The sequence below is a fragment of the Salinimonas lutimaris genome, from assembly GCF_005222225.1.
Taxonomy (GTDB): domain Bacteria; phylum Pseudomonadota; class Gammaproteobacteria; order Enterobacterales; family Alteromonadaceae; genus Alteromonas; species Alteromonas lutimaris.
Window position 1 is genome coordinate 1,530,291 of record NZ_CP036536.1, and the last position, 23,120, is coordinate 1,553,410.

The window sequence follows — 23,120 nt, forward strand, 5'->3', positions numbered from 1 at the left end:
CTTAACCCATCATCTTTTCAATCGGCATGACCAGAATAGAACTGCAACCCAGTGCTTTTAATTTCTCCATGGTTTCCCAGAACAGGTTTTCCGGGCTGACCACGTGGATTGCTACTGTGTCTTCTACACCGGCCAGCGGCAGAACCGTTGGGTTCTCTGCACCTGGCAACAAATCTTTGACTTCTTCCAGACGCGCTTTTGGTGCGTGCAGCATGATGTATTTGCTTTCTTTAGCCTGCATAACACCGTCAATACGCGGAACCAGACGATCAATCAGGGCCTGTTTTTCAGCGCTGAATTCACCGGTGCGCTGAATCAGTACCGCTTTAGAGCGGAAGATGACATCTTTTTCTACCAGACCATTGGCTTCCAGAGTCGCTCCGGTAGAGACCAGGTCGCAAATACCTTCAGCCACACCTGCACGCGGCGCTACTTCCACTGAACCTGTCAGCATAACCGCCTGGGCATTCACCTGTTGCTCTTTGAAATAACGCTCCAGCAGGAAAGGATAGGTGGTAGCCACTTTTTTACCTTCCAGCGTCTGCACGCCGCTGTAATCCATTTCGTTAGGTACCGCGATAGACAGGCGGCAGCCACCGTAATCCAGGCGACGCATCACTTCATAATCAGAAGGCTTACCGGCAGCGGCACGCTCCAGCATTTTTTCTTCCAGCTCGTTTTCACCAATAAAGCCCATATCGACGACACCGTCCATTACCAGACCCGGGATATCGTCATCACGAACCCGCAGTAAATCAATGTCTTCATTGGTGGAATGAGCAATCAGCAAACGATCCCGGATGTTGAGTTTGATGCCGATGGCTTTTAACAGCTCAATGCTGTCTTTGCTTAATCGGCCTGACTTTTGTACGGCAATACGCAGTCTTCTGCTGTCGCTCATGATAAATCCTCTTGTTTGCTAATTTGGCCCTGAAAACGAAAAACCCCCGAAAGTTTCCTTCCGGGGGCCTGAGAAATCTTCATCTGCGCCACTGGAAGGAAACAATAACCTTCCAGCACGAACCTGAAAGGTTATGCTATATGGTGGTGATGATGGTTTGCAGCGCAGTTATACATAATAAATAAAATAGTATTCTCTCTAAGACGGGTAAGACAATAATTAATCGAACCGGGTTTTGCAACCCCCTAAAGCGTTAAGCGGCATAATTTTGCGGTTAATAAAATGACATAATATATAACCGGCGACCATTCTGGTTGAATCTATTGCCCAGAATGGGGTCTCACTACCCATATCAGGCTGTAAAGAGCGCGGCAAAGCACATATCGCCTGGCTAGCACTGACGCTGAGAAAGGATGCTCATATGAAATTACTCACCGCTGCAATGCTGTTGGGAATAACCACACACACCACAATGGCTGTACAGGATAACTATGCGGTGGTGAGTCTGACTGATCTTAACCCTTCCACACCGGTTGCCTGGAAGCGAGTTGGTCATGAACCCCTGCACTATCCACGTTCTCTGGCTTTACATGAAGTTGCCGGGTGTAGTGTGTTTGATGTGTCGGTCAGCCGGCAAGGACTGACAGATTCGATTCGTCTGGTCAGCGCCAGCCCCGAAGCGCAAATCAGCCTGCCAGCCCAGCGTTTAATTGAAACCTGGCAATGGCAACCGGTAAAAACTGTAACGCCAATGGCAGAGATCAAGCGGATCAGACTGGATTTTTGCTACAGTGCGTTATCGCAGCATGATGCGGCGTTGCTTTGCCGCGCTCAGCGCGAGCAGGCTTGTCTGTAAAAAAGCCGGAGCTGCAGCTTTTTGCTTATGACAAAAAGTGCAAAGTCCGGCTTTTTTGTGCCCTATGGCGGGTCGGTAAGTATGACGTACCGCGCCGTGTTAATTAAGGTGCTTATCTTTCCAGAACTTAGTGCCCTTAACCGTTGCCTGTAATGCCAGACCGCTTTCGGTCATGGTATACACGGTGACATTACCCAGATAGCCTTCACCTTCAACCGAGCCGCCTTTATTACTTGCCCGTGCGGTTGCATCTGCATTACCACCGGCAGTCCAGCCATTATTAATAAAGTAGCTCATGGCCTGTTCGCTGTGAAAAACCATAACCAGGCGATAATCTTTTGCGCCCAGGCCCAGACCAACACCGCCTTCTGCCATATTCATATAGGTTTTCTGGCCCGTCAGATTATTGTTAACCATGCCATAACCAGTACCAGCAGAAACAAAAATGACATTAATATTGGCATTACTGAATACCGCATAACCTGCTGCATCGCGTAGCTGCGAGCGGGTATCCGGTTTTTCACGATATAGACGAGCCAGGGCGTTGTCCTGCATATCCGCAATCGCCTGTCGTTTTTCAGCAACAGTGCCACTGCCCATTGAGGCACAGCCTGCCAGGACAAAAAATGCACCTAGTACGGCCAGCCATTTTGCTGAGTTTATTGTTTTCATCGGTTTTCCTCATTACTGGCAAGTTGCTCAGCGGCGGCATGACAGGGGGTATCTGAATCAGATTTCTTCTGTTTCGCCAACGTGTTGTGAACAGGACTTGACCAGGTTAACTATGCAAAACAATAGTTATGCAACTATCGTGCTTAGGCTACCTAAAAAGTTGCTTTGCACCGTGCCATAAGAAGAAATACTGAGTTAACATGTTGCACAGATCACTTGCCTACTTTTTAAGCCGGCGAGCGTTCGATTTAACCTTACTATGAAACGGTTTAAGCATATTTTCAGTCATTTTCTGCGCAGCTTTCGGGCCTTGCTCAAATGTGGCCTGCGCCATGGCCTGAGGAAGCGTCGCTGGTGTCATGGCATGACTCATAAACTGCGTGAGCAGGCTGGCCTGAAACCGCGTGGTTTCCACCGCCATAACATTACCGGCATGAAACACCGCCATGGCTTTTTCAGACCACATCTCATTAATTTCCTTAAAATCCGACTTTGTCGGCTGACCGGAGGTACTGGCCATGCGTAGCAGACGTGTGGAAATGACTTGCGGGGCTAATGTCCACAGTTCGAATAACTGCATGTAAATAGGCTGCTTCATGGGGGTCTCCTGATGACTTAGTACTGGATACCCCTCATCCCGGTCACCGGTTCATCTTAGTCAGGGGAAATACGCTGAGTGCTTGTGAAAACGCGATTATCCCGGGTCATTTACAGTTTTGCTAAGCAATGTGCGTAGCGGTGCTGAAGGGCCCGGCATAACACCAGGCATGTTAACTAACAGAGTTAAACGGTATATTGCCGGGCGTACTTTCTTTCCCTGAGTTTGTCGTAAACCAGATTAAAAACGTAGGTATAGGGCATGAAAAAGGAGATTAAGCCCACTTCCAGCAAAAATGCCTGCCAGTAAGAAATGCTGAACCACCATGAGGCAATCAGCACCACCGCTACAACCAGGCCAGCTTCAAATCCGATAACATGCCAGATTCTGATAAGCGGAGTTTTTTCAAAACCAAGCCAGGCCTGCAGGCGGTCAAACAGGGCATTGAAAATCACATTCCAGACCATGGCCACACAAGCCAGGGCAATGACCAGTATGCCGGCGTCAAAAAACGATTTGTTCATCACCAGTGACATCACTGGCGCGCAAATCAGCAGAGCAATCGATTCAAACAGTACCGCATGAATAATCCGGTCTGTTAAGGTTTTTACAGGTTGCATAGCTCACTCCTGTCGGGTCAGTAAAACGCGTCCGCACAGGTTAGAAAATGCGATTAGCCAATGGATGTGGATGTACCACTTTACTTGTTGCGGGCGCGCTGAACAACAATGGGCGGCATATTATTCGTTTCATATTTGTTTTAAAATAGACAGAATCGCATCAGGGTGTTGTAAAAATGAAACGCTTCCCATGGGACAATCTGCATGTTTTGCTGGCGGTGATCCGGGCCGGGACACTACGCGAGGCCGCCAGGTCAGTTCGTATGAGCACTGCCACACTGTCACGCCGGCTGGATACGCTGGAAGAGCGCCTTGGAGGAAAGCTGGTTGAGCGAACAGCTAATGGCTGCGCCCCCACTGAACTGGGATTGCGGGTACTGATCTTTGCTGAGCAGATGGAAGTCGCCGCCCATGGTATTCTGCGTGAAGTTGAAACCCCTGCAGAGCTGACCGGCACGCTGCGGGTGAATGCTGATGAGTGGACCAGCTTTTTACTGATTGGCTTGCTGCCGGGGCTCAAAAAAGCGCACCCGGGGCTGAATGTAGATGTGCTGACCTCACAGGAACCGTTTAATCTGGCCCGGCGCGAGGCCGATGTAGTAATGCGCTATGCGCCACCTGAAACCTCTGATTTGATTGGGCTGGCGATTGGGGATGTGTCTTTTTCCCTGTATGCCAGTGAGGCGTATATATCTGAGCAGGTCAGTGCGATTGATCAACAGCAATGGGAAGGGCTGGATTTTATCAGTCTGGATGAGCCGCGCAGCGACTTTGAGGTTGAGCGCTGGCTACGGGGGCTGGCCGGTGCGCCCAAACCCTGGCTACGATGTAACTACGCGCTGGGTGTGCTTGACGGGGTGGCCGCCGGCGGCGGGCTGGGCATTATTGAAAACAACGTCGCCAGAATCAATCCGGGTCTTAACGTTGTGCTCCCGGCGCCCCAGTTAACCCGTCAGGTCTGGCTGTGGGTGCATCATTCGTTACACGACACCCTGCGTATCCAAACCCTGATTCATTATTTACGTCAGTCGTGGAATCAGCCCTGATAGCCGCTATCCAATAACGAGCCGGAAGCAGATCGGCGGGTCAGACTCGCCTCCCGCCGGATGACAGCAAACTCTGGTTAATTTAACTGTTTGAGGGTAAAACCCTGTTCCTTTAGCATTGCCAGTATGCCTTCTTCGCCGGGCAGGTGTAGTGTGCCTACTAAAACAAATTCAGTGTCCGGGGTTTGCATCAGCGCTTTGAGTTTTGGCAACCAGTTGTTATTACGGCTGACCAGCAGATCATCATGGACTTTAGGGTAGCGGGTGGTCAGGTCACTGATCATTAAATCATACAACCCCTGAACATCTCCCTCGCGCCAGTCACGGGTCAGAGGGGTAATCAAACTGCTTAGTTCGCCCAGATCTTCAAGCGTATACTGTACAAATTCATTTTCCTGACCTTCGGCCATGCTGGTAATGTAGCTAAGCTGTTCGTCAGGTGTTTCAAACCAGTCCTGTGGTTTGCCATCCTGCTGCGCTTTGGTGTGATAATACGCATCCACTCCCTGGCTGGTCAGCCCGACTTTCTGGTATTCCAGCATGGTCAGAGTGAGGCCCAGCATGGCCGGTTTTAACTGCATTAACTGTGCTTGCGGTAAACCGTTTCTGGCCAGATAGTCAGATAGTTTTTGCAGGGTTTTGGGGTTCAGGTCATCCGCCAGACTACGCCCCGGCGCATAGGTGTTCTGCTGCATCATTTTGGTCGCAAAGGCGGCCGAACTCACTGCCTGCATGTCAGTTTCAAAAACCAGGGTATCTGCCTGTTTATAAGCCTGGTCATAGGCTTCAGGCAACGGGTAGTCGTCGGCACTGAGCAGGTGCAGGGTACCGCCGATAAATAAGGTATTATGGCCATCTGACACCTGCCATACCGACGCGGCCTGAGCTGATGCAGACAATATCAGTGCGCTGAACGCTAAACAAAAATTGCGCATATTAAAAATGAACTCCGTTTCTTCTTGCTTGTTTTATAAGATCAAAGAAATGTATAGCGAAACCGGAGCAACTGCAACTTTGTTCGGCCAGCTGCCAGATAAACTGGCCTGAAGGGGCGGGTTATTGTTGCCACCATTTGTCATCACAGGTGGGAACCCCAGCGGTCTGCAAATACCGGCACAGGGTCTGACTGTCTGCGGTGTTGAGAAAATGCCCTACAGCAATTCGCTGGTCACGGCCGCAGGCAAAACAGCGTGGTGGTTGCCAGTTCTGCTCTGTGCGACAGATTTCAAAACGGCATTCGGCCCGGGACAGTCGCTGTTCTTTCATCAGCCTGAAACCCTGACGAATAATCAGCGTGCCGGTAGTCAGTACCAGTGTCTGACGATGATGGGTTTGCCAGTTTACCCGATACATAAATAGCGCCAGAAGTCCCAGTTCCAGGCCGGCAAACGGCAAAATAATCCAGACACCAGAAAACGCCCAGCCCACGGCAATGATCGCCACCGGAATAGCAAATAAAAACAGCGCAAACTTTACCTGCCGCCACGAGGCAGAGCGGTTTGGCCGCATTTCGATAACCATAGTGTCTCCATGGTATTTGCAACAAATCATAAAAATAACAATAGATAGCCGGTCATATCAGAGCCTAGCACAGGCCGGGCAGGCTTGTATGGTTTTTGACCATGCTGACAGGCATCTGGCGATCAGTCAGCCAATATAACCCACAGGCACAGTATTCCTTTTTTATGTGCGCTCTGGCAAAGTCCCTGTCTTGTCTGAAAAATTTATTACAGGTCTGTTTTTCTTGATGTCACTCATTCAACGCCATCCATGGCGCAGTATGCTGCTGGTGAGCTGGTGTGTGTTAATACTCAGCCAGCCCGGATTGCCTGAGCTGCTGACCCGGTACAGCAGTTTTACCTTATTGGGCGTGATAGGGGCTGTTTTTGCCAATGCGACGGGGGCCGGTGGCGGAGTGGTGTTTGTGCCGTTCTTTCATCAGCTGGGCATGCCGCCTGTCAGTATTATTGCCACAAGTTTTGGCATTCAGTGCTGTGGTATGACCGCCGGCGCCATTACCTGGTATCGTCACTATGCCGGGCAAAAGCAGACCAGCGAGCAACCGGCATGGGCATCACTGCCCCGGGTGCTTGTGTTATCGGTGCCAGCGTCGCTGACCGGGGTATGGCTGGCACAGTGGGGCGCTGACCTGCCGGTAGTACGTGTACTGGGACAGCATTTATCCTCACTGCATATTGCTTTCGGGATTTTTTCGATAGTGCTGGCTATTGCCATCTTTGCCTCGATACCACTGCTTGCCCGTAAGCATCAGGCCAGTGAGCTAACTTGTGTAGATGCTGGTTGTGTTGTGCTGGTGTGTCTGGCAGGCGGTATGATCACGGCCTGGTTATCGGTGGGCGTTGGCGAGCTGCTGGCGGTGTATCTCATCATGCGGCGTTTTTCTGTCACCATGGCGATAGCCAGTGCCGTGATCCTGACCGCTTTTACGGTGTGGGGAGCCAGCGTGTATCATGTGCTGCACAGTCAGGCCATTAATTTCAGCATTGTGCTGTTTGCCGGCGCCGGTGCAGTGGTAGGCGGTATTCTGGCCCGCCGTGTGGTGCTGGCATTTAAACCGGCTCATCTGAAAATTTTCTTTGGTGGCTGGGTGCTGGTAATGGGTCTGGCCGGCTTACCGATATTCTGAAAAAACCAAACAAAACAGCAGTGCGTAGCAACAGAGGGGGCTTGCCCCCGACATCTTTTATGTTTATGGAGCCTGTTTATGTCCTCACCTGAATTTCCGGTTAACAGTAAATATCAATTTGTACAGCCGCCATGGAGTCAAAATGCGGTTATTTATCAGGTTAATACCCGCCAGTTCAGCGCACAGGGCACGTTTAAAGGTGTAGAAGCCGGGCTGGATCATATCAAAGCACTGGGGGCAGATATTATCTGGCTGATGCCGGTTCACCCCATTGGCGAGAAAAACCGTAAAGGCAGTCTGGGCTCACCCTACGCGGTAAAAGATTATTTTGGGGTTAACCCTGAGTTTGGCAGCGAGCAGGACTTTCACGATCTGGTGACCGGTATACACGCCCGGGGAATGAAAGTGATTATCGACTGGGTGCCCAATCACAGTGCCTGGGACTGCGATCTGGTGACCTCTCATCCACAATGGTACGCCCGGGATTTTAAAGGTGATTTTCGACCGTCGCCGTGGTGGGACTGGGATGACATTATTGAGTTTGATTATGACCAGACGGGCTTACGTACTTACATGATTGATGCTCTGCAATACTGGGTAAAAACCTTTGATATTGATGGCTTTCGTTGTGATGTGGCTGGATATGTGCCCAACGATTTCTGGGAGCAGGCCCGACAACAGCTGGATAAAATCAAGCCGGTTTTTATGCTGGCTGAATGGGAAAACCGGGACTTACATGAGCAGGCTTTTAATATGTCTTATGCCTGGAGCTGGAATGAAACGGTCCATGGCATTGCCATGGGGGGCTTACCGCTGGATAAACTGCGCAAGTATTATTCGTGGAATGAGCGGTCGTGGCCTAAGTCTGCCTATCGGATGACTTTTGTCAGTAACCACGACATGAACAGCTGGGACGGCACCCAGCACGAGCAATTCGGGATATTCCTGAAAGCCGCCATTGTGCTGTCGGTTATCGGTGAAGGCATGCCGCTGATATACAACAGTCAGGAAGCCGGCGAAACTAAGCGGCTGGCGTTTTTTGAGCGGGATCCGATAGACTGGCAAACTCATGAGATTGGTGATTTCTACCGCCAGCTCATTACCATTAAAAAGTCGATACCGGCATTGTTTAACGGCCCGTTCGGGGCAACCATGATTCAGGTACCCGGCAGTCACATGGATAAAGTGTTTGCTTTTGTCCGTCAGCAGGGCAATGACAAAGTGCTGGTGATTCTGAATTTTTCAGATGCGCCGGTCAGTGTCACTTTTGACTCTCTTTTGTATCCGGGAACCTATCACGACCTGCTCAGCGGTAAAACCTGCACATTAAGTCGTGATCAGCCCATGCTCATGCCCGCGGCCGGTTATACCGTGCTGCACCAGACCATCACCGCCTCTTAGACGCTGTTAAATCCGGCGCAGTAGCACGCTTGCTGGCCTGACGGCTATACCGTCAGGCTTGCCAGGGCCAGCAGCATCAAAGCAATAAATACATAAGCCATGCGCCGGGTTAATATGGTGACCGTACCGGTTGGCATAGGGCGGGCGCGCCCCTCAAACTGGCCGACGATGCCATGAAATAACCCCGACAGTCCATCGCGAAGCCCGGTCAGCCGGGCAACTGTCCAGCGTCCGGCGGCAGGAAGCGGGCGGCGGTAGAACCATTCTACATCCAGATTCACTGAGCGTAGTTCGGGCGGATACAACCCTTGCTTATTCAGCCATACAAAGGCCAGTGCAGAGAAGAACAGGATCTGAAGCTGGGTCAGTACGTGGGTCACATCATACGGCGTATAGTCAATTTGCCAGGGCAGCATGGCATACAGCCATTGCGGGTTCACGCCAATCACAATGCACAATACCGCTGATAGGCCCATGGCAATCTGCATATTAACCGGCGCTTCTTTGGGACGCAGGCCTGAGTCATGAGCAAAAAAGGCAAAAAACGGAATTTTAATCCCTGCATGGTGAAACACGCCGGCCGACGCAAATAACAGCATCAGCCAGACAATGGTCTGGTCCTGCTCAAGCAGCGCAGCCATAACCATACTTTTGCTAACAAACCCGCTGAACAGGGGAAACGCCGAAATCGACGCCGCTCCAACCAGGCAAAACAGGGTGGTGCGGGGCATGGTTTTATACAGTCCGCCTAAATCTGAGCCATTCACATGTCCCACCCGGGTCAGCACTGCTCCCATGCTCATAAACAGCAAGCCTTTAAATATCACATCATTAAACGCGTGGGCCACCGCTCCATTGAGCGCCAGCGCAGTGCCAATCCCAATTCCGCACACCATAAAGCCGAGCTGGTTAATCAGTGAATAAGCCAGCACCTTGCGCAGATCATTTTCAATAACCGCATAAAATATCGGAAAGCAGGTCATGGCCGCGCCAATGTAAATCAGTAGCTCCTCGCCGGGGAACAGGCGGGCCAGTAAATACACTGCTACCTTGGTGGTAAACGCCGATAAGTAAAGCGTACCGGTGGGCGTGGCTAAAGGATAGGCATCGGTCAGCCAGGTATGCAAAAACGGAAAACCGCATTTTATACCCAGCGCTATAAAGATCATCCAGCTGGCGGCTGAGTCATCCAGTCCAATCGCCGTCAGGGCCAGAGAGCCTGTTTGCTGATACAGCATAATCGTGCCGCTGAGCATCAGTACCCCGGATAACACCTGAATAATCACATAGCGGTTGGCAGCGCGAATGGCTTCGGGGGTGCGCCGGGCCCAGATTAAAAAGGCCGAGGTAATGGCCAGCAGTTCCCAGAACATAAATACACTGAGCAGGTCGCCGGCAAATACTGCTCCCACCGCACTGCCGGCATACAGCAGGCCGGTGACCTGCTGTATGGTGTCTTTCACATGCACCGAATAAATCAGGGCAATAAATGCTGCCAGATGAAACAAGTAGCCAAATAACATACTGAGCCGGTCAACCTGATACAGGCTCAGACTCATGCCTGCCACTTCCCAGGTCATGCCGGTGGAATCAGCCCCGTTAAAAAACAGGTTCAGGGCACCGAGTACCGGTGCCAGAATCAGCAGTACCCGGCTTTTACCCTGAAGTAGCGGAGCAAGCAGTGCAAATACAAAAAACACCACAAAAGGCGGCAGGTTAGCAATCCCCATCAATGATGCTCCTTGTCGTTGTGCGTTGAGGACGATGAAGCGTCAGCTGCATCCAGCGGTGCTTCGTAGTAATTTTCATCCCGCATCAGTAAATGACGCAGCCACTTGGCGACAAAAACCAGTATCACGCAGGCAACAAATCCGTACAGCGCATAAAACGCCGGGATTTTTTCCAGATCGTTATAAATGTGCCGATGCACAATAAAATCAGCTATCACCAGCCCGGCGCACAATACGTAGAAAACCCGCAGGATCCAGGTGACAACCGCCGGATTATCAAACAATCCACTGTCTTTATCAGACTGACTCATGGCTGAGACCCTCCGGTAATGTGTGTGGCCAGGTTGAAGATGACATGGGGATCAAAAAACAGGTACACGCACAGCGCGGCAGGTACCGCCATGCCAATCAGGCAGGCCAGCGGCGCCTCACGATACTGCTGGGTATCATCACCGGACTTGAAAAAGGCATGCATGGGAATACTCAGTAAGTACCAGATATTGAGCAGTGTACTGAGCATCAGTGTAATACTCAGCGACCACTGTAAAACCGGGTTGCCCTGAAAGGCGACAGCGCCGGTGACCAGGTACCATTTACTCCACATGCCGGAAAAAAACGGAATACCGATGATGCTCATGGCCCCGACGGTGAAAAGCCCGAATGTTACGGGCATGGCCCGGCCCAGTCCGTTCATCTGACTGATATTGGTTTTGTCGGTGGCGACGAGCACCGCTCCGGCCGCAAAAAACAGAGTTATCTTGGCGGTAGCGTGCATCACAATATGCATGGTGCCGCCCAGCAGTCCGGCCGGAGTCAGCAGCAATGCACCAAGCACAATGTAGCTCAGCTGACTCACGGTACTGTAGGCCAGGCGTTCTTTGAGATTGTCACGAGTCATGGCCACCAGTGAGGCGATAATGATGGTCGCCATAGGAATAATCAGCAGGTACTGCGTCAGGTTACTGGTTTGTAAAAACTCAGGCCCGGCAACAAACAACACTACCTTGAGCAGACTGAAAACCCCCGCTTTAACCACTGCAACAGCGTGCAGCAGGGCGCTGACCGGCGTGGGTGCGACCATGGCCGAAGGAAGCCAGCGGTGCAGTGGCATAACACCGGCTTTACTGATCCCGAAAATAAACAGCAGCATCAGCGGAGCCAGCCAGGTCGGGTCCAGGTGCCCCTGCAAAATACCGCCTTCCTGAAAGGTCAGGGTACCGGCAGCCATATAAGTGATAATGATCGCCGGCAAAAAGAACACAATAGATGAGCCCATCAGAATCATCAGGTACCGTTTACCGCCTTTTCTGGCCTCATCAGTACCGGCATGGGTAACCAGCGGGTAAGTACTGACTGTCAGCACTTCATAAAATAAGAACAGAGTTAGTAGATTATCGCTAAAGGCAATGGCCATGACAGTGGCAATGGCCACAGCAAACAGTACATAAAAGCGGGTCTGGTTTTTTTCATGATGACCGCGCATATAGCCAATGGCATAAACAGAGGTCACCAGCCACAGGCCACTGGCCAATAGAGCAAATAACACACCGAATCGGGTAACGGAAAATGCAATACTCAGTGTTTCCAGTGGTTGTGCTATCACCAGTGTCTGGCTATCTGTTTCCAGGCCCTGATAGAGCAGGCAGGCCATGGCAAAGGTTAACGCCGCGGTGCCCAGGGTGACAGCTTCACGGATATTCGGCCAGCGCCCGCATCGACTGATAATAACAGCCCCGGCCAGTGGCAATAGCATCAGCATGACCAGCAGGGTGGTGGTCATCATCGGGCACCTCCGGTTTCAATCAGGGAGGTAACCGCGGTTGTGGCTGCCTCAAGCGGCAACTGGGTATACAATCCAAAATACAAACAGGCAAGCACCATCACATAGCACACCACAGTAGCGGCGGGCATGGACGGAACAATATCTTTACCGGAGCCCACCTGATGCACGTGCAACTTGGTTTTACCATCAAACGCGAGCGCTTCAATCACTTTCCATACGTATAAAATGGCCATGACAGACGCAATCAGAATCACCGCTGCCACCACGTAATTTTGCTGCGCCAGCGCACCTTGTACCAGGTACCATTTACTGATGAATCCGGCAGTGCCCGGCACACCAATCAGACTTAGCCCGCCCAGGGCAAAGGCTGCCAGAGTCCAGGGCATGGTTTTACCGGCGCCACGCAAATGCTCCAGGTTAGTGGTATGCAAGCGGTAGTAAATGATACCGGCAGCCATAAACAACGCTGCCTTGGTGATGGCGTGGTTAAATATGTGCAGCACGGTTCCGGTAAGACCGGCATCGTTATTCAGCCCGATACCTACCACCATATAACCGAGCTGGGCTACGCTGGAGTAGGCCAGCAAACGTTTGATGGAAATTTGCCGGATGGCTTTATAAGAGCCATACAGCATACCCAGACAGCCGCTTAGCAGTAAAAAATCCGGTAGCAGCGTATCGCCCCAGTAGTCCTGAGGAAAAACATGGTATAAACAGCGTAACAGAACATACACCGCCACTTTGGTAGAGGTGGAAGCAATAAATACCGTCACCATGGTGGGCGCCTGAGTGTAGGCATCAGGCAGCCAGGAATGCAGCGGAAATGCGGCGGCTTTGAGCGCCAGCCCGATTAACATAAACAGCAGGGCCGTCAGTACTAGCGTCATGGACTCAAACTGTTTGAAATGGGTGGCGATGTCGGCCATATTCAGGGTGCCCGACGCGGCGTATAAAAAACCAATCCCCAGCAAAAAGAAGGTCGCCCCGAGTGTACCGGCAATTAAGTAATTGAAGGACGCTACCAGTGCCTGGCGTTTTTGTCCCATAGCGATGATGGCATAAGAGGACAGCGAGGAGATTTCCAAAAACACAAACAGATTAAAAATATCTCCGGTCAGCGCCATGCCCAGTAATCCGAGCATCACCAGCTGAAAGGCTGCATAGAAAAGATGAAGCTGACTGTCATGAATCTCACGTTCAGCCATTTTTTTTCCGTACAGCAAAGCCAGGGTGGCGATGACCCCAACAATGAGCGCCACCAGAGCATTGAGTGCATCAATCACATATTCAATGCCCCAGGGCGGCTTCCAGCCACCCAGTTCATAGTGAATGACTGTGCCGGAAGACACTTCACGAAACAAAATATAGGCAATAACAGTGACCGTTGCGGTACTCAACAGGCTGATAGCCCAAGCCAGATGCCGGTTGGCAATCATAGCGGTCACCGGTGCGGTGAGTAAGGGAATGACTACCAGTAAAACAGTATAGGCATCCATCAATCCAGCTCCTCCTTTTGCATCTGATGATGAATGGCATCTTCTTCCAGGCAGTCATACGCGCGGCGAATGCGTATAATCAGTGCAAAACCCAGCGCCATGGTCGCCACGCCTACTACAATAGCTGTTAGCATCAGTACCTGGGGGAGCGGGTTAGCATAGCGGGTGGCGGCATCGGTAATGATGGGGGCGGTACCACCATCCACTTTTCCTACACTGACATAAAACAGAATGACGGCGGTCTGAAACATACTCAGCCCGGCCAGTTTTTTCATCAGGTTAGGACTGCTCATCATGGTAAACATGCCCACCATCATTACACCAATGATGAGCCAGTAATTGAGGTGACCTAAAATATATGCACTCATTGTGGCTGGATGGTCCTTGCAAAGGTGTAAAACAACAGCAGCATCACACTGGCCACGGTAATTCCCACACCCAGTTCAATAACAATAATGCCAAGATGCTGCCCGCCGACCGGGGTTTCTGCCAGCACACTGTAATTTAAAAACGTGCCGCCCCGGATAAGCGAGACTACGCCAACGCCGGCATACAGTAATACGCCCAGACACGCACATACCCGAAGCACGGCTTCTGGCAATACCCGGGTCGTCGCATCCACGCCATACACCAGTGCATACAGTAAAAAGCCGCTGGAGAAGATAACGCCGGCCTGAAAGCCGCCGCCTGGTGAATAGTCACCATGAAACTGTACATACAAGGCAAACAGTAAAATGACCGGCACCAGCCACTTAGTCACGACGCGTAAAATCAGACTGTCGCTCATGATGATTTCTCCGGTTGTTGCGAGCCTGTAGTGGCTGATTTTTTAGCCCGCAGGTGGACTTTTTCCCGCCGGCCCAGCAACAGCAATACGCCGATGCCAGCGGTCAGCACAACGGTGACCTCACCAAGGGTGTCAAAGCCCCGGTAGCTGGCGAGTACCGCGGTGACCAGGTTAGGTACACCGGTTTCCTGCTGGCCTTTTTCAATATAATGGCGGGCGACTTCCTGATACGCCGGAGAGTTTTCCTCACCAAAATTAGGCAGATCCTGAATACCAAAGATGACCAGCGTGCCCATGGCCAGACTCAGCAAAAAGGGAAGGAGTCGCTTGCCCGGTTTAATTGGCGCACTGTGGCCCTGTCGGATAGCAGCCAATGTGGCTAGCATCAGCACAGTGGAAATGCCGGTGCCCACCGCCGCCTCAGTAAATGCCACATCGGGGGCATCCAGCACCACAAACAGGCTGGATACCAGCAAAGAGTACAGACCAAACAGCATAACCATGGCCAGCAGCACTTTGACGCGCATCACTGCAATGGCAGTGATCAGTAAAAACACCAGCAAGACAGTATTGAGCAGCAGGCTCATGGCAGGTCGGCCTCCTTATTGTTGTCGCTGGCCGGTGCTTTAAGGCCCCAGCGCCAGGCGCTGTTGGCCAGTGCATAAGATGACACCGGACTGGTAAACAGCAAAAACAGAAAGACAATTGCCAGCTTGGCGGTGGTTAATGACCAGCCGGAGTGACAGGCCAGGCCTGCCAGCAGAAGAAAAGAGCACAGCGTGTCTGTAATGCCGACCGCATGCAGGCGTGAGTAAAAATCAGGCAGACGAAACAGGCCCAGACCACCGGTCAGACTGAGCAGGCAGGCGATGCCAATCAAAAAGTAAGACACAATTTCAGCGATCATGTTTGTTCTCCACAGCGCTGACCGGCCCTGACTGATCATCGGGTTCTTCATCCGGCGAGGCAAAAAAATGGCCACGCTCCACCAAACGCAGGGCAGCCACCACGCCAATAAAATTGAGCAGGGAATACAGCAGCGCAATATCAAGCAAGTCTTCCCGGCCAGAGAAAAATGCAATCAGTGCCACCAGTAACACCGCCTTGGTGCCAAACATATTTACCGCCAGGATACGGTCAAACACAGTGGGCCCGACAAAAGCGCGGGCCAGGGCAATGGCCATGGTGATCAGAAAAGCAATACCGGCTACCAGATACAGCATTGTCATCGGTCGCTTCCTTTTTTATGTTGGGCAATGGTTTTAACATGACGACGTTTGATACGCGGAATAATGTCGGCCATGGCCCCGTTGGCCAGATCTTCAGCGCCACTGCGGCTGATGCTGTGCACCAGAATTTTGTCATTTTCCATGACCATCGACACGGTTCCCGGCGTTAACGTGATGGCATTGGCAAAGATCACCTGCGACAGCGGGTTGGAAAAGGGCAGTGGAATTTCTTTGAAAGTGGGGGTTGGGCGGCGTATACCATAAATACGCAGGCACACATCAATGTTGGAGAGCACAACCAGCCACGCCAGTTTGCCCACAAACACGAACAGGTCAGTGGTTACAGGCAAATTAAATTGTTCGTGGTCAATTTCATCCATGCGCCGGTCGAGCCACAGTACAAGTACCACAGAAGCAAGACCCAGACACAACAACAATGGGGTAAAGTGACCTGACAGTAAAACCCATAGCACGCCTAAAATGACGCCTAGTCTGAGTGTTGCTTTCACGTTCTTGTCCCTACTGATTTTTGGCTTGTTAGAGTTTTATTAAAATCTATAACTTCCTTGTACTTACCCTAGCTGAAGATCCGATCAAAAAGCAAAACTCAAGTGATGATTATTCGTCCGGTAGTCGCCAAGCCAGTGCCAAGTCTGGCATAATATGGGTTTTGCTTACTTTGCGGTGATTATGGCTTCAATTTCCACCATTTTTTCAGCTGACGGCCTGCTGGCACGGGCCATTGACGGGTTCGTGCCCCGTCAGGCGCAAACCGATATGGCCGAGGCAGTGCGAGATGCGCTGAAAGAAAAACACAGTCTGATTGTGGAAGCCGGTACCGGTACTGGTAAGACCTTTGCCTATCTGGCACCGGCTCTGACAGCCAAGGGCAAGGCAATCATTTCAACCGGTACCAAAAACCTGCAGGAGCAGCTGTACCACCGCGACCTTCCACTGGTAAAAAAAGCCCTGGGCAGCCACCGCAAAACCGCGCTGCTAAAAGGCCGCGCTAATTACCTGTGCCTGCATCGTCTGGCTCAGCACGGGGGCAATTCCACCTTGCTGGAAAAAGAGACCCTGGATGAGCTGTCTACGGTAAAAACCTGGTCAACCACCACCAAAACCGGTGACATTGGTGAGCTTAAAACGCTGCCCGAAGATGCCCGGGTGCTGCCTCTGATCACCTCCACCGTAGATAACTGCCTGGGACGCGACTGTCCCGACTATGAAGACTGTTATCTGGTTCGGGCTCGGCGTAAAGCGCTCGAAGCGGATGTAATTGTGGTTAATCACCATCTGTTTTTTGCCGATCTGGCATTAAAAGATACCGGTTTTGGCGAGCTTATCCCTGAAGCCGATGCCATTGTATTTGACGAGGCCCACCAGATTCCGGATATCGCCAGTGACTATTTTGGTGAAACCCTGTCGACCCGCCAGTTACATGATATGGCCAAAGACATCACATTGCTGTTTCGCACGGTATTAAAAGATGCTGCGCAGCTGGATAAAGCCGCCGACAAATGCCGTATTGTGGCGTCTGACTTACGCTTGCTGTTTCCCGACACCCCGCAGCGCGGTAGCTGGGTGGAAGCCATGCAGCGCGAGGAAGTACAAACGCAGATCAGCCGGCTGGCGGATGCTATCAGCGTGTTGCATGAAGTGTGCAAGCTGAATGTGGGCCGTGATAAAGACCTGGATAACCTGTACGAGCGTATTGTGGAAACCCGGGAGCAGCTGGATGCGTTTCGTAACATTGAGCAGCAGGGCGTCAGTCTGTGGTATGAAACCACCCAGCGGCACATGGTGTTGCATCTGACGCCGTTATCGATTGCCAGCAAATTTCGCCGATTTGTGACCGATCCGCCCCGGGGCTGGATTTTCACCTCAGCTACACTGATGGTGGATGATGGCTTTGAACACTTTCAGCGGCGCATGGGCTTAGAAGACGCCAGGACCCTGGGGCTGGACAGCCCGTTTGATTATGCCACTCAGGCAATGTTGTGTGTACCGCGCTATTTACCGGAGCCCAACAGCTTTGAGATGCGTGATACTCTGTTACAGACGGCCAAACGCCTGATCAAGGCCAGCCGTGGACGTTGCTTTTTGCTGTTTACCAGCCATGCCATGCTACGCCACACCGCAGCCCGGCTAGAAGAAGAAATTGATAATCCGCTGCTGGTGCAGGGCACTACGACCAAGGCGGCTCTGCTGGCTGAATATCTGGCCCGGGAGGATGCGGTATTGCTGGGAACAGGAGCATTCTGGGAAGGCGTGGATGTACGTGGCAGCGATTTGGTGTGTGTCATGATTGATAAATTGCCATTTGCCTCACCGGATGACCCGCTGTTACAGGCCCGGATGGAAGATGTGAAAAAGCGTGGTGCAAACCCGTTTGGCGTGATTCAGATCCCACAGGCGGTAATTACGCTCAAACAAGGCGCAGGCCGGCTTATCCGCGATCCGAACGATAAAGGTGTCCTGGTGATTTGTGATAATCGACTGGTCACCAAGCCGTATGCCAAAACCTTTTTAGCCAGTCTGCCGGACATGAAACGTACCCGGAGCCTGGATAAAATCGAAGAATTTCTTGCTGACATTGAATAACTGTGAGACCCATGAATTTATTAGCTATTGATACAGCCACCGAAGCACTGTCGGTTGCCCTGCAAGTTAACGGTAATCTGTTTTCCCGCTTTGAAATCTGCCCTCAGCAGCATAGCCAGAAGTTATTGCCCCTGGTTGATGAGGTATTACAGGATGCCGGCGTGCAGATCGGCGAACTGGACGGCCTGGTATTTGGCCGCGGACCAGGAAGTTTTACCGGAGTGCGTATTGCCACCGGTATGATTCAGGGCTTGTCACTGGGCAGTAGTCTGCCTGTGGTAGGCATAAGCACGCTGGCGGCCATGGCGATGCAGGCGGTGGCAGAGCACGGTGCCGATAAGATACTGAGCGCCACCGATGCACGGATGAGCGAAGTGTATTTTGGTCAGTATTCGGTGCAAAGCGGTCTGGTTGAGCTGATCGGTGAAGAGGTGGTTTGTGCGCCGGCAGAGGCTGCCGAAAAAGCGGCTCAGCAGGGTTTTGTGGCGGTCGGCACCGGCTGGCAAGCCTATCCGGAACTAGCCGCCTGCGTAGCAGACGCCCCGCAGATTTTATATCCACAGGCACAGTATATGCTGGCGCTGGCCGAACAGGAGTTCAGGGCCGGGCGCAGCAGCGATGCAGCCGGGGTATCGCCGGTGTATCTGCGTGACAAGGTGACCTGGAAAAAACTGCCCGGGCGCGAATAAACCTGGATCATGGCCCGATAGCACGTCTGTAAATAATGCGCCGCAGTGTACTGTGGCGCATTTTTTGTATAACTATTTTTCTGACAGCCGGTGTCGGCAAGCCCCTGAGTAAGCGTCAATGAAGGGCCGCTTTGTGTCTTTACCGGTTAATTAGCATATTGGTCTGACGTTTTGATTGGACACAGTTGAAGTAGATCACGAATAAACAGCAATGGAAATTAACGGTTCATTTTCTGTTATCGCACCGCAAGAGTCCCCGGCACGGCCGGACGCGGTGCACAAAAAACAAAAGTCTGCGCAGCAGGAAGCGGGACCGGTTTCTCCGGCGCCGGGTATTGTGCTGGCGGCCACCGAGGATTCCCTGCATAAAGCACGTACATTCCAGCGGGCTTCTGGCTATGACCAGCCCCAGGGACGAGGCGAGCAGGCGGTGCTGGCGTATCAGCGCTTTGAGCGTGATCAGCAAAAAGATCACATCCGTCAGCTTATGGGTGTGGATATATACGCCTGATTCGTCCAGCCCCATTAAATTCGCGTTATTCAGCTTTCATTCAGTCTGATTTTCTATACTATCGTACTAAGTCTCGGTCTTTGTGGATAATTTATGATTTTACGTATTTTGTTACTGGCAGGTGTTTTGGGGTTAACCGGGTGCGCGCTGGTGCCGGAAAATCTGGAAGTACCTGAAGGGACATCTTTGGTGTCTTACCAGCAGGCGGCCACGGGTGGCCAGCAGAATATCGGCCGCACCGCACGCTGGGGTGGGGTGATCGTGGGCGTGCAGAACAAAGCCAAGAAAACCTTTGTCGAAGTGGTACATTTCCCGCTGAACCATTACGGCCGGCCCAATACGTCGGAGCAAACTATCGGGCGCTTTAAAGTGCAGATTGATGGGTTTGTCGATCCTATTGTCTTTGAGGAAGGCCGTGCGGTAACCTTTATCGGTAGTGTAGGTAAACCCATTGCCGGGATGGTGGGCGAACAGCCTTATATGTATCCGTCGCTGAATGCGCGGGATTATCATTTCTGGCGTGAAGTACAGACCTATGACGTATCGACCCTGTATTTTAATTATAATACAGGCTGGTACTCGCCCTTTTATTATCGCCACTACCAGCCATTTGGGTTTGGTCCGGGCTGGGGATTTGGTACACAACGGGTGCGGGTGATTGAAAGCCGCGGTTTTCAGCCTAAGCTGCCTAGGTCAGGTGAGCGACCGCCTGTGCAATTACGTCACGAACGAATGCACAATGAACTGCGACGAGAAGCTCGTCCTATCAGAAAAGAGGTCGACACTGAAGTCAGATAGGCGCAGTATGGCCAGTTCGGCGGCATAACATTTCCACAAAAACGGCAATTTATTGCCGTTTTTTTATTTTGTCTGGGTAGGTGCAGGGAATATTATGAAAGAGATCACAGTAAAGGCTGGCATGATAACGCTGGCCGGATTGGATAATGAAGGCACCGGTCCGGTCGTCATCGGGTTGCACGGCTATCTGGATAACGCACAAAGCCTGGCAGGTCTGGCGCCATACCTGAGCGGTTACCGGTTCATCGCGCTGGATATGGCGGGTCACGGTAAGTCGGGGCATCGCGCCGAAGGCGCGCAGTATAATCTGCCAGACTACCTGCAGGACTTGCATGCCCTGATCAGCGAGCAGCAGTTTGAGCCGGTCATTTTGCTGGGACATTCACTAGGGGGGATTCTGGCCACCCTGTATGCCGCGGTGTTTCCTGAACAGGTCAAAGCGGTCGTCAGTATTGATGCCTGCGGTCCGCTGGTGGAGTCTGAGGCCAGTACTGCTGAGCAAATGCGGGCATCCATCATCAGCCGGGCCGGCAAAACCGCGAGCCGGCAGATCCCGGTGCAGCTGGAAAAAGCCATAAAGGCACGGTGTGAGGTCAGTGACATTGCACCGCAACATGCACAGGTTATATTACAGCGCAATATCAAACAGGACGGGAACGGCGAGAGCATCTGGGCATCGGACTCAAGGCTGCGCACCCGTTCTCCACTGCGCTTAACACCGGCTCAGGCCAGAGCGCTGATGGAACAAATTCAGTGTCCGGTGTATATCGCCGGCGCCAGTGACAGCTTTAAGCAGGTTAAGAAGATGTTTGCCGAGCGCAGCGCGTGGTTTAAAAATGCTCAATGTGAATATTTTGTCGGCGGCCACCATATCCATATGGAGAAACCTGACGAAATAGGCCATGCAATTCAACGTTTTGTTGAACAATTGTAAACGTGGTCATTTATCTTTACGCTTTCATCCGATAAGATACGCAAGAAATCAGACCAGTTGTGCAATTCTCGTTCATCGTGCGCTGGCAGTAACGTACAAGAATAATAAGGTAGGAGGTTTTGTGAAAAAAACCTGGCTTGAGCATTACGACCCTCGTGTTTCAGCAGAAATTAACCCGGACCGTTATGCATCCGTTGTCGACATTTTTGAGCAATCAGTAAAAAATTACGGGGACAGTACCGCATATATCAATATGGGTCATGAAATGACCTTTAACGAACTGGATGTTCAGACCCGGCAGTTTGCTGCCTATTTGCAAAACTCAGGACTAAAGCGCGGCGATGCTGTGGCCATCATGATGCCCAATCTGCTGCAATACCCGGTGGCGATGTTCGGTATTCTGCGCGCCGGCATGACCGTGGTAAACGTCAACCCGCTATACACTGCACGGGAACTTAAGCACCAGTTAAACGATGCCAACGCACAGGCCATCGTTATTGTGCAGAACTTTGCCTGTACCCTGGAAAAGGTTGTGGCGGAAACTCCGGTAAAACAGGTGCTGCTGACTTCACTGGGCGATATGCTGCCGGCGCCAAAGCGCTGGATAGTGAATCTGGCGGTCAAGTACGTCAAAAAGCTGGTTCCGGAATTCTCTTTGCCACAGGCGATTCCTTTTATGGATGCGCTGAAAAAAGGTGCGCGGCAAACCTTTAAGCGTGAAGATATCTCCGGCGAAGATCTGGCCTTTTTGCAATATACCGGCGGTACCACCGGGGTGTCGAAAGGGGCCATGCTGACCCACCGTAACATGATTGCTAATCTGGAACAGGTCTCCGGTATTCTGGAAACCGTGATTGAGAAAAATAAAGATCTGGTGGTAACGGCATTGCCGCTCTACCACATCTTTGCGCTGCTGGCTAACGGGCTGCTGTTCTTAAAATATGGCTGTCCGAACCTGCTGATTACCAATCCGCGGGACATGCCGGGCTTTGTCAAAGAGCTGGGCAAATATCCGGTGGCTATTCTGCCGGGGGTAAATACCCTGTTTAATGGCCTGATTAACACGCCGGGATTTGCTGATCTGGATTTTTCTAATTTCAAATTTGGTCTTGGCGGCGGTATGGCCGTGCAGCGCCCGGTGGCTGAAAAATGGGAAAAAATCACCGGTACAGTGCTGCTTGAAGGCTACGGCCTGACCGAGTGTTCCCCGGTGGTTGCTGTTACCCCACCACAAATTGGTGAATATAAGGGCACCATTGGTTTTCCGGTGCCGTCTACTGAAATTAAATTACTGGATGATGACGGCAATGAAGTGGCAGAAGGTGAGCCGGGCGAAATGTGGGTGAAAGGCCCGCAGGTTATGCGCGGTTATCTGAATCGCCCTGAGGCCTCTGATGAAATTCTTAAGGATGGCTGGCTGGCTACCGGCGATATTGCCAAGGCGGACGAGCAGGGATACTTCTATATTGTTGACCGTAAAAAAGATATGATTCTGGTTTCCGGCTTCAATGTTTTTCCGAATGAAATTGAAGAAGTCGCCGCCATGCACGACAATATTGTGGAAGCCGCTGCGGTAGGTATTCCACATGAAGTCAGTGGTGAAGTGGTGAAGCTGTTTGTGGTCAGAAATAATGACTCTCTGACAGCCGAACAGGTTATTGCTCATTGCCGAAAGCATCTGACAGGGTATAAAGTACCCAAACAGGTGGTATTTAAGGATGAGCTGCCCAAAACCAACGTGGGTAAGATTCTGCGGCGAGAGCTGCGGGACTAACACGCTTCTCAGGCCTGACTCTGCACGACAGACAGGCAAAGCAA

Annotated in this window: 26 protein-coding genes and 1 other annotated feature; of the genes, 10 read left to right on the top strand and 16 right to left on the bottom strand. The window is 51.7% G+C overall.

Annotated features, from left to right (window positions below):
- Position 1: 1 nt before the first annotated feature.
- A complete protein-coding gene (gene hisG / locus EZV72_RS06490; RefSeq protein WP_137166474.1) occupies positions 2 to 901 on the bottom strand; it encodes an ATP phosphoribosyltransferase in 900 nt (299 codons plus the stop codon).
- Between the two features lie 34 nt (positions 902 to 935).
- Positions 936 to 1,057 (bottom strand) — a sequence feature (His leader region).
- Between the two features lie 265 nt (positions 1,058 to 1,322).
- Between hisG and EZV72_RS06495 the strand changes: the two genes are divergently transcribed.
- A complete protein-coding gene (locus EZV72_RS06495) occupies positions 1,323 to 1,757 on the top strand; it encodes an energy transducer TonB (RefSeq protein WP_137166475.1) in 435 nt (144 codons plus the stop codon).
- A gap of 99 nt (positions 1,758 to 1,856) precedes the next feature.
- On the opposite strand, the gene EZV72_RS06500 is transcribed toward EZV72_RS06495, so the two are convergent.
- From EZV72_RS06500 to EZV72_RS06510, 3 genes are all read right to left on the bottom strand, one after another.
- On the bottom strand, positions 1,857 to 2,429 hold the full coding sequence (locus EZV72_RS06500) for a lipid-binding SYLF domain-containing protein (RefSeq protein ID WP_137166476.1): 573 nt from the start codon (positions 2,427 to 2,429) through the stop codon (positions 1,857 to 1,859).
- A 220-nt stretch (positions 2,430 to 2,649) separates the two neighbouring features.
- Positions 2,650 to 3,027 carry a hypothetical protein gene (locus EZV72_RS06505; RefSeq protein WP_137166477.1) on the bottom strand — a complete coding sequence of 126 codons (378 nt, stop codon included), beginning with the start codon at positions 3,025 to 3,027 and terminating at the stop codon, positions 2,650 to 2,652.
- 185 nt (positions 3,028 to 3,212) lie between these two features.
- Positions 3,213 to 3,647 carry a multidrug/biocide efflux PACE transporter gene (locus EZV72_RS06510; RefSeq protein WP_137166478.1) on the bottom strand — a complete coding sequence of 145 codons (435 nt, stop codon included), beginning with the start codon at positions 3,645 to 3,647 and terminating at the stop codon, positions 3,213 to 3,215.
- 176 nt (positions 3,648 to 3,823) lie between these two features.
- On the opposite strand from EZV72_RS06510, the gene EZV72_RS06515 reads away from it, so the two are divergent.
- Entirely contained in the window at positions 3,824 to 4,693 is an 870-nt protein-coding gene (locus EZV72_RS06515) for a LysR family transcriptional regulator (RefSeq protein WP_137166479.1), read from the top strand.
- Positions 4,694 to 4,770: 77 nt separating this feature from the next.
- On the opposite strand, the gene EZV72_RS06520 is transcribed toward EZV72_RS06515, so the two are convergent.
- Positions 4,771 to 5,628, bottom strand: coding sequence for a TraB/GumN family protein (locus tag EZV72_RS06520; RefSeq protein ID WP_137166480.1), 858 nt, complete (start codon positions 5,626 to 5,628; stop codon positions 4,771 to 4,773).
- Between the two features lie 121 nt (positions 5,629 to 5,749).
- On the bottom strand, positions 5,750 to 6,214 hold the full coding sequence (locus EZV72_RS06525; protein ID WP_175405061.1) for a DUF2244 domain-containing protein: 465 nt from the start codon (positions 6,212 to 6,214) through the stop codon (positions 5,750 to 5,752).
- A 226-nt stretch (positions 6,215 to 6,440) separates the two neighbouring features.
- On the opposite strand from EZV72_RS06525, the gene EZV72_RS06530 reads away from it, so the two are divergent.
- Both EZV72_RS06530 and EZV72_RS06535 read left to right on the top strand, forming a co-directional pair.
- Positions 6,441 to 7,340 carry a sulfite exporter TauE/SafE family protein gene (locus EZV72_RS06530; protein ID WP_332308340.1) on the top strand — a complete coding sequence of 300 codons (900 nt, stop codon included), beginning with the start codon at positions 6,441 to 6,443 and terminating at the stop codon, positions 7,338 to 7,340.
- Between the two features lie 78 nt (positions 7,341 to 7,418).
- Positions 7,419 to 8,741: an alpha-amylase family glycosyl hydrolase gene (locus tag EZV72_RS06535; protein WP_137166483.1), complete on the top strand. Its 1,323-nt coding sequence runs from the start codon at positions 7,419 to 7,421 to the stop codon at positions 8,739 to 8,741.
- 44 nt (positions 8,742 to 8,785) lie between these two features.
- Here the strand turns inward: EZV72_RS06535 and EZV72_RS06540 are convergent, their stop codons facing one another.
- From EZV72_RS06540 to EZV72_RS06585, 10 genes are read right to left on the bottom strand one after another with little or no spacing between them, the layout of a single operon-like run.
- Positions 8,786 to 10,471 (bottom strand): Na(+)/H(+) antiporter subunit D, encoded by a 1,686-nt coding sequence (locus EZV72_RS06540; protein WP_137168681.1) that lies wholly within the window; start codon positions 10,469 to 10,471, stop codon positions 8,786 to 8,788.
- On the bottom strand, positions 10,471 to 10,782 hold the full coding sequence (locus EZV72_RS06545; RefSeq protein WP_137166484.1) for a hypothetical protein: 312 nt from the start codon (positions 10,780 to 10,782) through the stop codon (positions 10,471 to 10,473). Before EZV72_RS06545 ends, EZV72_RS06540 begins: the two co-directional genes overlap by 1 nt.
- Positions 10,779 to 12,254, bottom strand: coding sequence for a proton-conducting transporter transmembrane domain-containing protein (locus EZV72_RS06550; protein WP_137166485.1), 1,476 nt, complete (start codon positions 12,252 to 12,254; stop codon positions 10,779 to 10,781). The genes EZV72_RS06545 and EZV72_RS06550 overlap by 4 nt, the downstream gene beginning before the upstream one ends.
- Entirely contained in the window at positions 12,251 to 13,750 is a 1,500-nt protein-coding gene (locus tag EZV72_RS06555; RefSeq protein ID WP_217495180.1) for a monovalent cation/H+ antiporter subunit D family protein, read from the bottom strand. The genes EZV72_RS06550 and EZV72_RS06555 overlap by 4 nt, the downstream gene beginning before the upstream one ends.
- Positions 13,750 to 14,118: a cation:proton antiporter subunit C gene (locus EZV72_RS06560; protein WP_137166487.1), complete on the bottom strand. Its 369-nt coding sequence runs from the start codon at positions 14,116 to 14,118 to the stop codon at positions 13,750 to 13,752. Before EZV72_RS06560 ends, EZV72_RS06555 begins: the two co-directional genes overlap by 1 nt.
- The gene (locus tag EZV72_RS18600; protein ID WP_137166488.1) at positions 14,115 to 14,537 is read right to left on the bottom strand and encodes a Na(+)/H(+) antiporter subunit B; all 423 of its coding nucleotides are present in this window, start codon (positions 14,535 to 14,537) and stop codon (positions 14,115 to 14,117) included. The genes EZV72_RS06560 and EZV72_RS18600 overlap by 4 nt, the downstream gene beginning before the upstream one ends.
- Entirely contained in the window at positions 14,534 to 15,124 is a 591-nt protein-coding gene (locus tag EZV72_RS18605) for a DUF4040 domain-containing protein (RefSeq protein WP_137166489.1), read from the bottom strand. Before EZV72_RS18605 ends, EZV72_RS18600 begins: the two co-directional genes overlap by 4 nt.
- Positions 15,121 to 15,444: a monovalent cation/H(+) antiporter subunit G gene (gene mnhG / locus EZV72_RS06575; protein ID WP_137166490.1), complete on the bottom strand. Its 324-nt coding sequence runs from the start codon at positions 15,442 to 15,444 to the stop codon at positions 15,121 to 15,123. The genes EZV72_RS18605 and mnhG overlap by 4 nt, the downstream gene beginning before the upstream one ends.
- Positions 15,434 to 15,766, bottom strand: coding sequence for a monovalent cation/H+ antiporter complex subunit F (locus EZV72_RS06580; protein ID WP_175405062.1), 333 nt, complete (start codon positions 15,764 to 15,766; stop codon positions 15,434 to 15,436). The genes mnhG and EZV72_RS06580 overlap by 11 nt, the downstream gene beginning before the upstream one ends.
- The gene (locus EZV72_RS06585) at positions 15,763 to 16,275 is read right to left on the bottom strand and encodes a Na+/H+ antiporter subunit E (protein ID WP_175405063.1); all 513 of its coding nucleotides are present in this window, start codon (positions 16,273 to 16,275) and stop codon (positions 15,763 to 15,765) included. Before EZV72_RS06585 ends, EZV72_RS06580 begins: the two co-directional genes overlap by 4 nt.
- A 181-nt stretch (positions 16,276 to 16,456) precedes the next feature.
- Here EZV72_RS06585 and EZV72_RS06590 point away from each other — a divergent pair, with 181 nt between their 5' ends.
- From EZV72_RS06590 to fadD, 6 genes are all read left to right on the top strand, one after another.
- Positions 16,457 to 18,370, top strand: coding sequence for an ATP-dependent DNA helicase (locus tag EZV72_RS06590; RefSeq protein ID WP_137166492.1), 1,914 nt, complete (start codon positions 16,457 to 16,459; stop codon positions 18,368 to 18,370).
- Between the two features lie 11 nt (positions 18,371 to 18,381).
- Positions 18,382 to 19,059, top strand: a complete 678-nt coding sequence (tsaB, locus tag EZV72_RS06595; RefSeq protein ID WP_137166493.1) for a tRNA (adenosine(37)-N6)-threonylcarbamoyltransferase complex dimerization subunit type 1 TsaB — start codon at positions 18,382 to 18,384, stop codon at positions 19,057 to 19,059.
- Between the two features lie 211 nt (positions 19,060 to 19,270).
- A complete protein-coding gene (locus EZV72_RS06600) occupies positions 19,271 to 19,570 on the top strand; it encodes a hypothetical protein (protein ID WP_137166494.1) in 300 nt (99 codons plus the stop codon).
- Between the two features lie 93 nt (positions 19,571 to 19,663).
- Positions 19,664 to 20,368 carry a Slp family lipoprotein gene (locus EZV72_RS06605; protein WP_137166495.1) on the top strand — a complete coding sequence of 235 codons (705 nt, stop codon included), beginning with the start codon at positions 19,664 to 19,666 and terminating at the stop codon, positions 20,366 to 20,368.
- A gap of 94 nt (positions 20,369 to 20,462) precedes the next feature.
- Positions 20,463 to 21,302 (top strand): alpha/beta fold hydrolase, encoded by an 840-nt coding sequence (locus EZV72_RS06610; protein WP_137166496.1) that lies wholly within the window; start codon positions 20,463 to 20,465, stop codon positions 21,300 to 21,302.
- 121 nt (positions 21,303 to 21,423) lie between these two features.
- Positions 21,424 to 23,076, top strand: a complete 1,653-nt coding sequence (gene fadD / locus EZV72_RS06615; RefSeq protein WP_137166497.1) for a long-chain-fatty-acid--CoA ligase FadD — start codon at positions 21,424 to 21,426, stop codon at positions 23,074 to 23,076.
- The last annotated feature ends 44 nt before the right edge of the window (positions 23,077 to 23,120 follow it).

Bases quoted from the DNA above. Each gene is read 5' to 3' on its own strand.
- hisG (WP_137166474.1), bottom strand. From the start codon at position 901: ATGAGCGACAGCAGAAGACTGCGTATTGCCGTACAAAAGTCAGGCCGA.
- EZV72_RS06495 (WP_137166475.1), top strand. From the start codon at position 1,323: ATGAAATTACTCACCGCTGCAATGCTGTTGGGAATAACCACACACACC.
- EZV72_RS06500 (WP_137166476.1), bottom strand. From the start codon at position 2,429: ATGAAAACAATAAACTCAGCAAAATGGCTGGCCGTACTAGGTGCATTT.
- EZV72_RS06505 (WP_137166477.1), bottom strand. From the start codon at position 3,027: ATGAAGCAGCCTATTTACATGCAGTTATTCGAACTGTGGACATTAGCC.
- EZV72_RS06510 (WP_137166478.1), bottom strand. From the start codon at position 3,647: ATGCAACCTGTAAAAACCTTAACAGACCGGATTATTCATGCGGTACTG.
- EZV72_RS06515 (WP_137166479.1), top strand. From the start codon at position 3,824: ATGAAACGCTTCCCATGGGACAATCTGCATGTTTTGCTGGCGGTGATC.
- EZV72_RS06520 (WP_137166480.1), bottom strand. From the start codon at position 5,628: ATGCGCAATTTTTGTTTAGCGTTCAGCGCACTGATATTGTCTGCATCA.
- EZV72_RS06525 (WP_175405061.1), bottom strand. From the start codon at position 6,214: ATGGTTATCGAAATGCGGCCAAACCGCTCTGCCTCGTGGCGGCAGGTA.
- EZV72_RS06530 (WP_332308340.1), top strand. From the start codon at position 6,441: ATGTCACTCATTCAACGCCATCCATGGCGCAGTATGCTGCTGGTGAGC.
- EZV72_RS06535 (WP_137166483.1), top strand. From the start codon at position 7,419: ATGTCCTCACCTGAATTTCCGGTTAACAGTAAATATCAATTTGTACAG.
- EZV72_RS06540 (WP_137168681.1), bottom strand. From the start codon at position 10,471: ATGGGGATTGCTAACCTGCCGCCTTTTGTGGTGTTTTTTGTATTTGCA.
- EZV72_RS06545 (WP_137166484.1), bottom strand. From the start codon at position 10,782: ATGAGTCAGTCTGATAAAGACAGTGGATTGTTTGATAATCCGGCGGTT.
- EZV72_RS06550 (WP_137166485.1), bottom strand. From the start codon at position 12,254: ATGATGACCACCACCCTGCTGGTCATGCTGATGCTATTGCCACTGGCC.
- EZV72_RS06555 (WP_217495180.1), bottom strand. From the start codon at position 13,750: ATGGATGCCTATACTGTTTTACTGGTAGTCATTCCCTTACTCACCGCA.
- EZV72_RS06560 (WP_137166487.1), bottom strand. From the start codon at position 14,118: ATGAGTGCATATATTTTAGGTCACCTCAATTACTGGCTCATCATTGGT.
- EZV72_RS18600 (WP_137166488.1), bottom strand. From the start codon at position 14,537: ATGAGCGACAGTCTGATTTTACGCGTCGTGACTAAGTGGCTGGTGCCG.
- EZV72_RS18605 (WP_137166489.1), bottom strand. From the start codon at position 15,124: ATGAGCCTGCTGCTCAATACTGTCTTGCTGGTGTTTTTACTGATCACT.
- mnhG (WP_137166490.1), bottom strand. From the start codon at position 15,444: ATGATCGCTGAAATTGTGTCTTACTTTTTGATTGGCATCGCCTGCCTG.
- EZV72_RS06580 (WP_175405062.1), bottom strand. From the start codon at position 15,766: ATGACAATGCTGTATCTGGTAGCCGGTATTGCTTTTCTGATCACCATG.
- EZV72_RS06590 (WP_137166492.1), top strand. From the start codon at position 16,457: ATGGCTTCAATTTCCACCATTTTTTCAGCTGACGGCCTGCTGGCACGG.
- tsaB (WP_137166493.1), top strand. From the start codon at position 18,382: ATGAATTTATTAGCTATTGATACAGCCACCGAAGCACTGTCGGTTGCC.
- EZV72_RS06600 (WP_137166494.1), top strand. From the start codon at position 19,271: ATGGAAATTAACGGTTCATTTTCTGTTATCGCACCGCAAGAGTCCCCG.
- EZV72_RS06605 (WP_137166495.1), top strand. From the start codon at position 19,664: ATGATTTTACGTATTTTGTTACTGGCAGGTGTTTTGGGGTTAACCGGG.
- EZV72_RS06610 (WP_137166496.1), top strand. From the start codon at position 20,463: ATGAAAGAGATCACAGTAAAGGCTGGCATGATAACGCTGGCCGGATTG.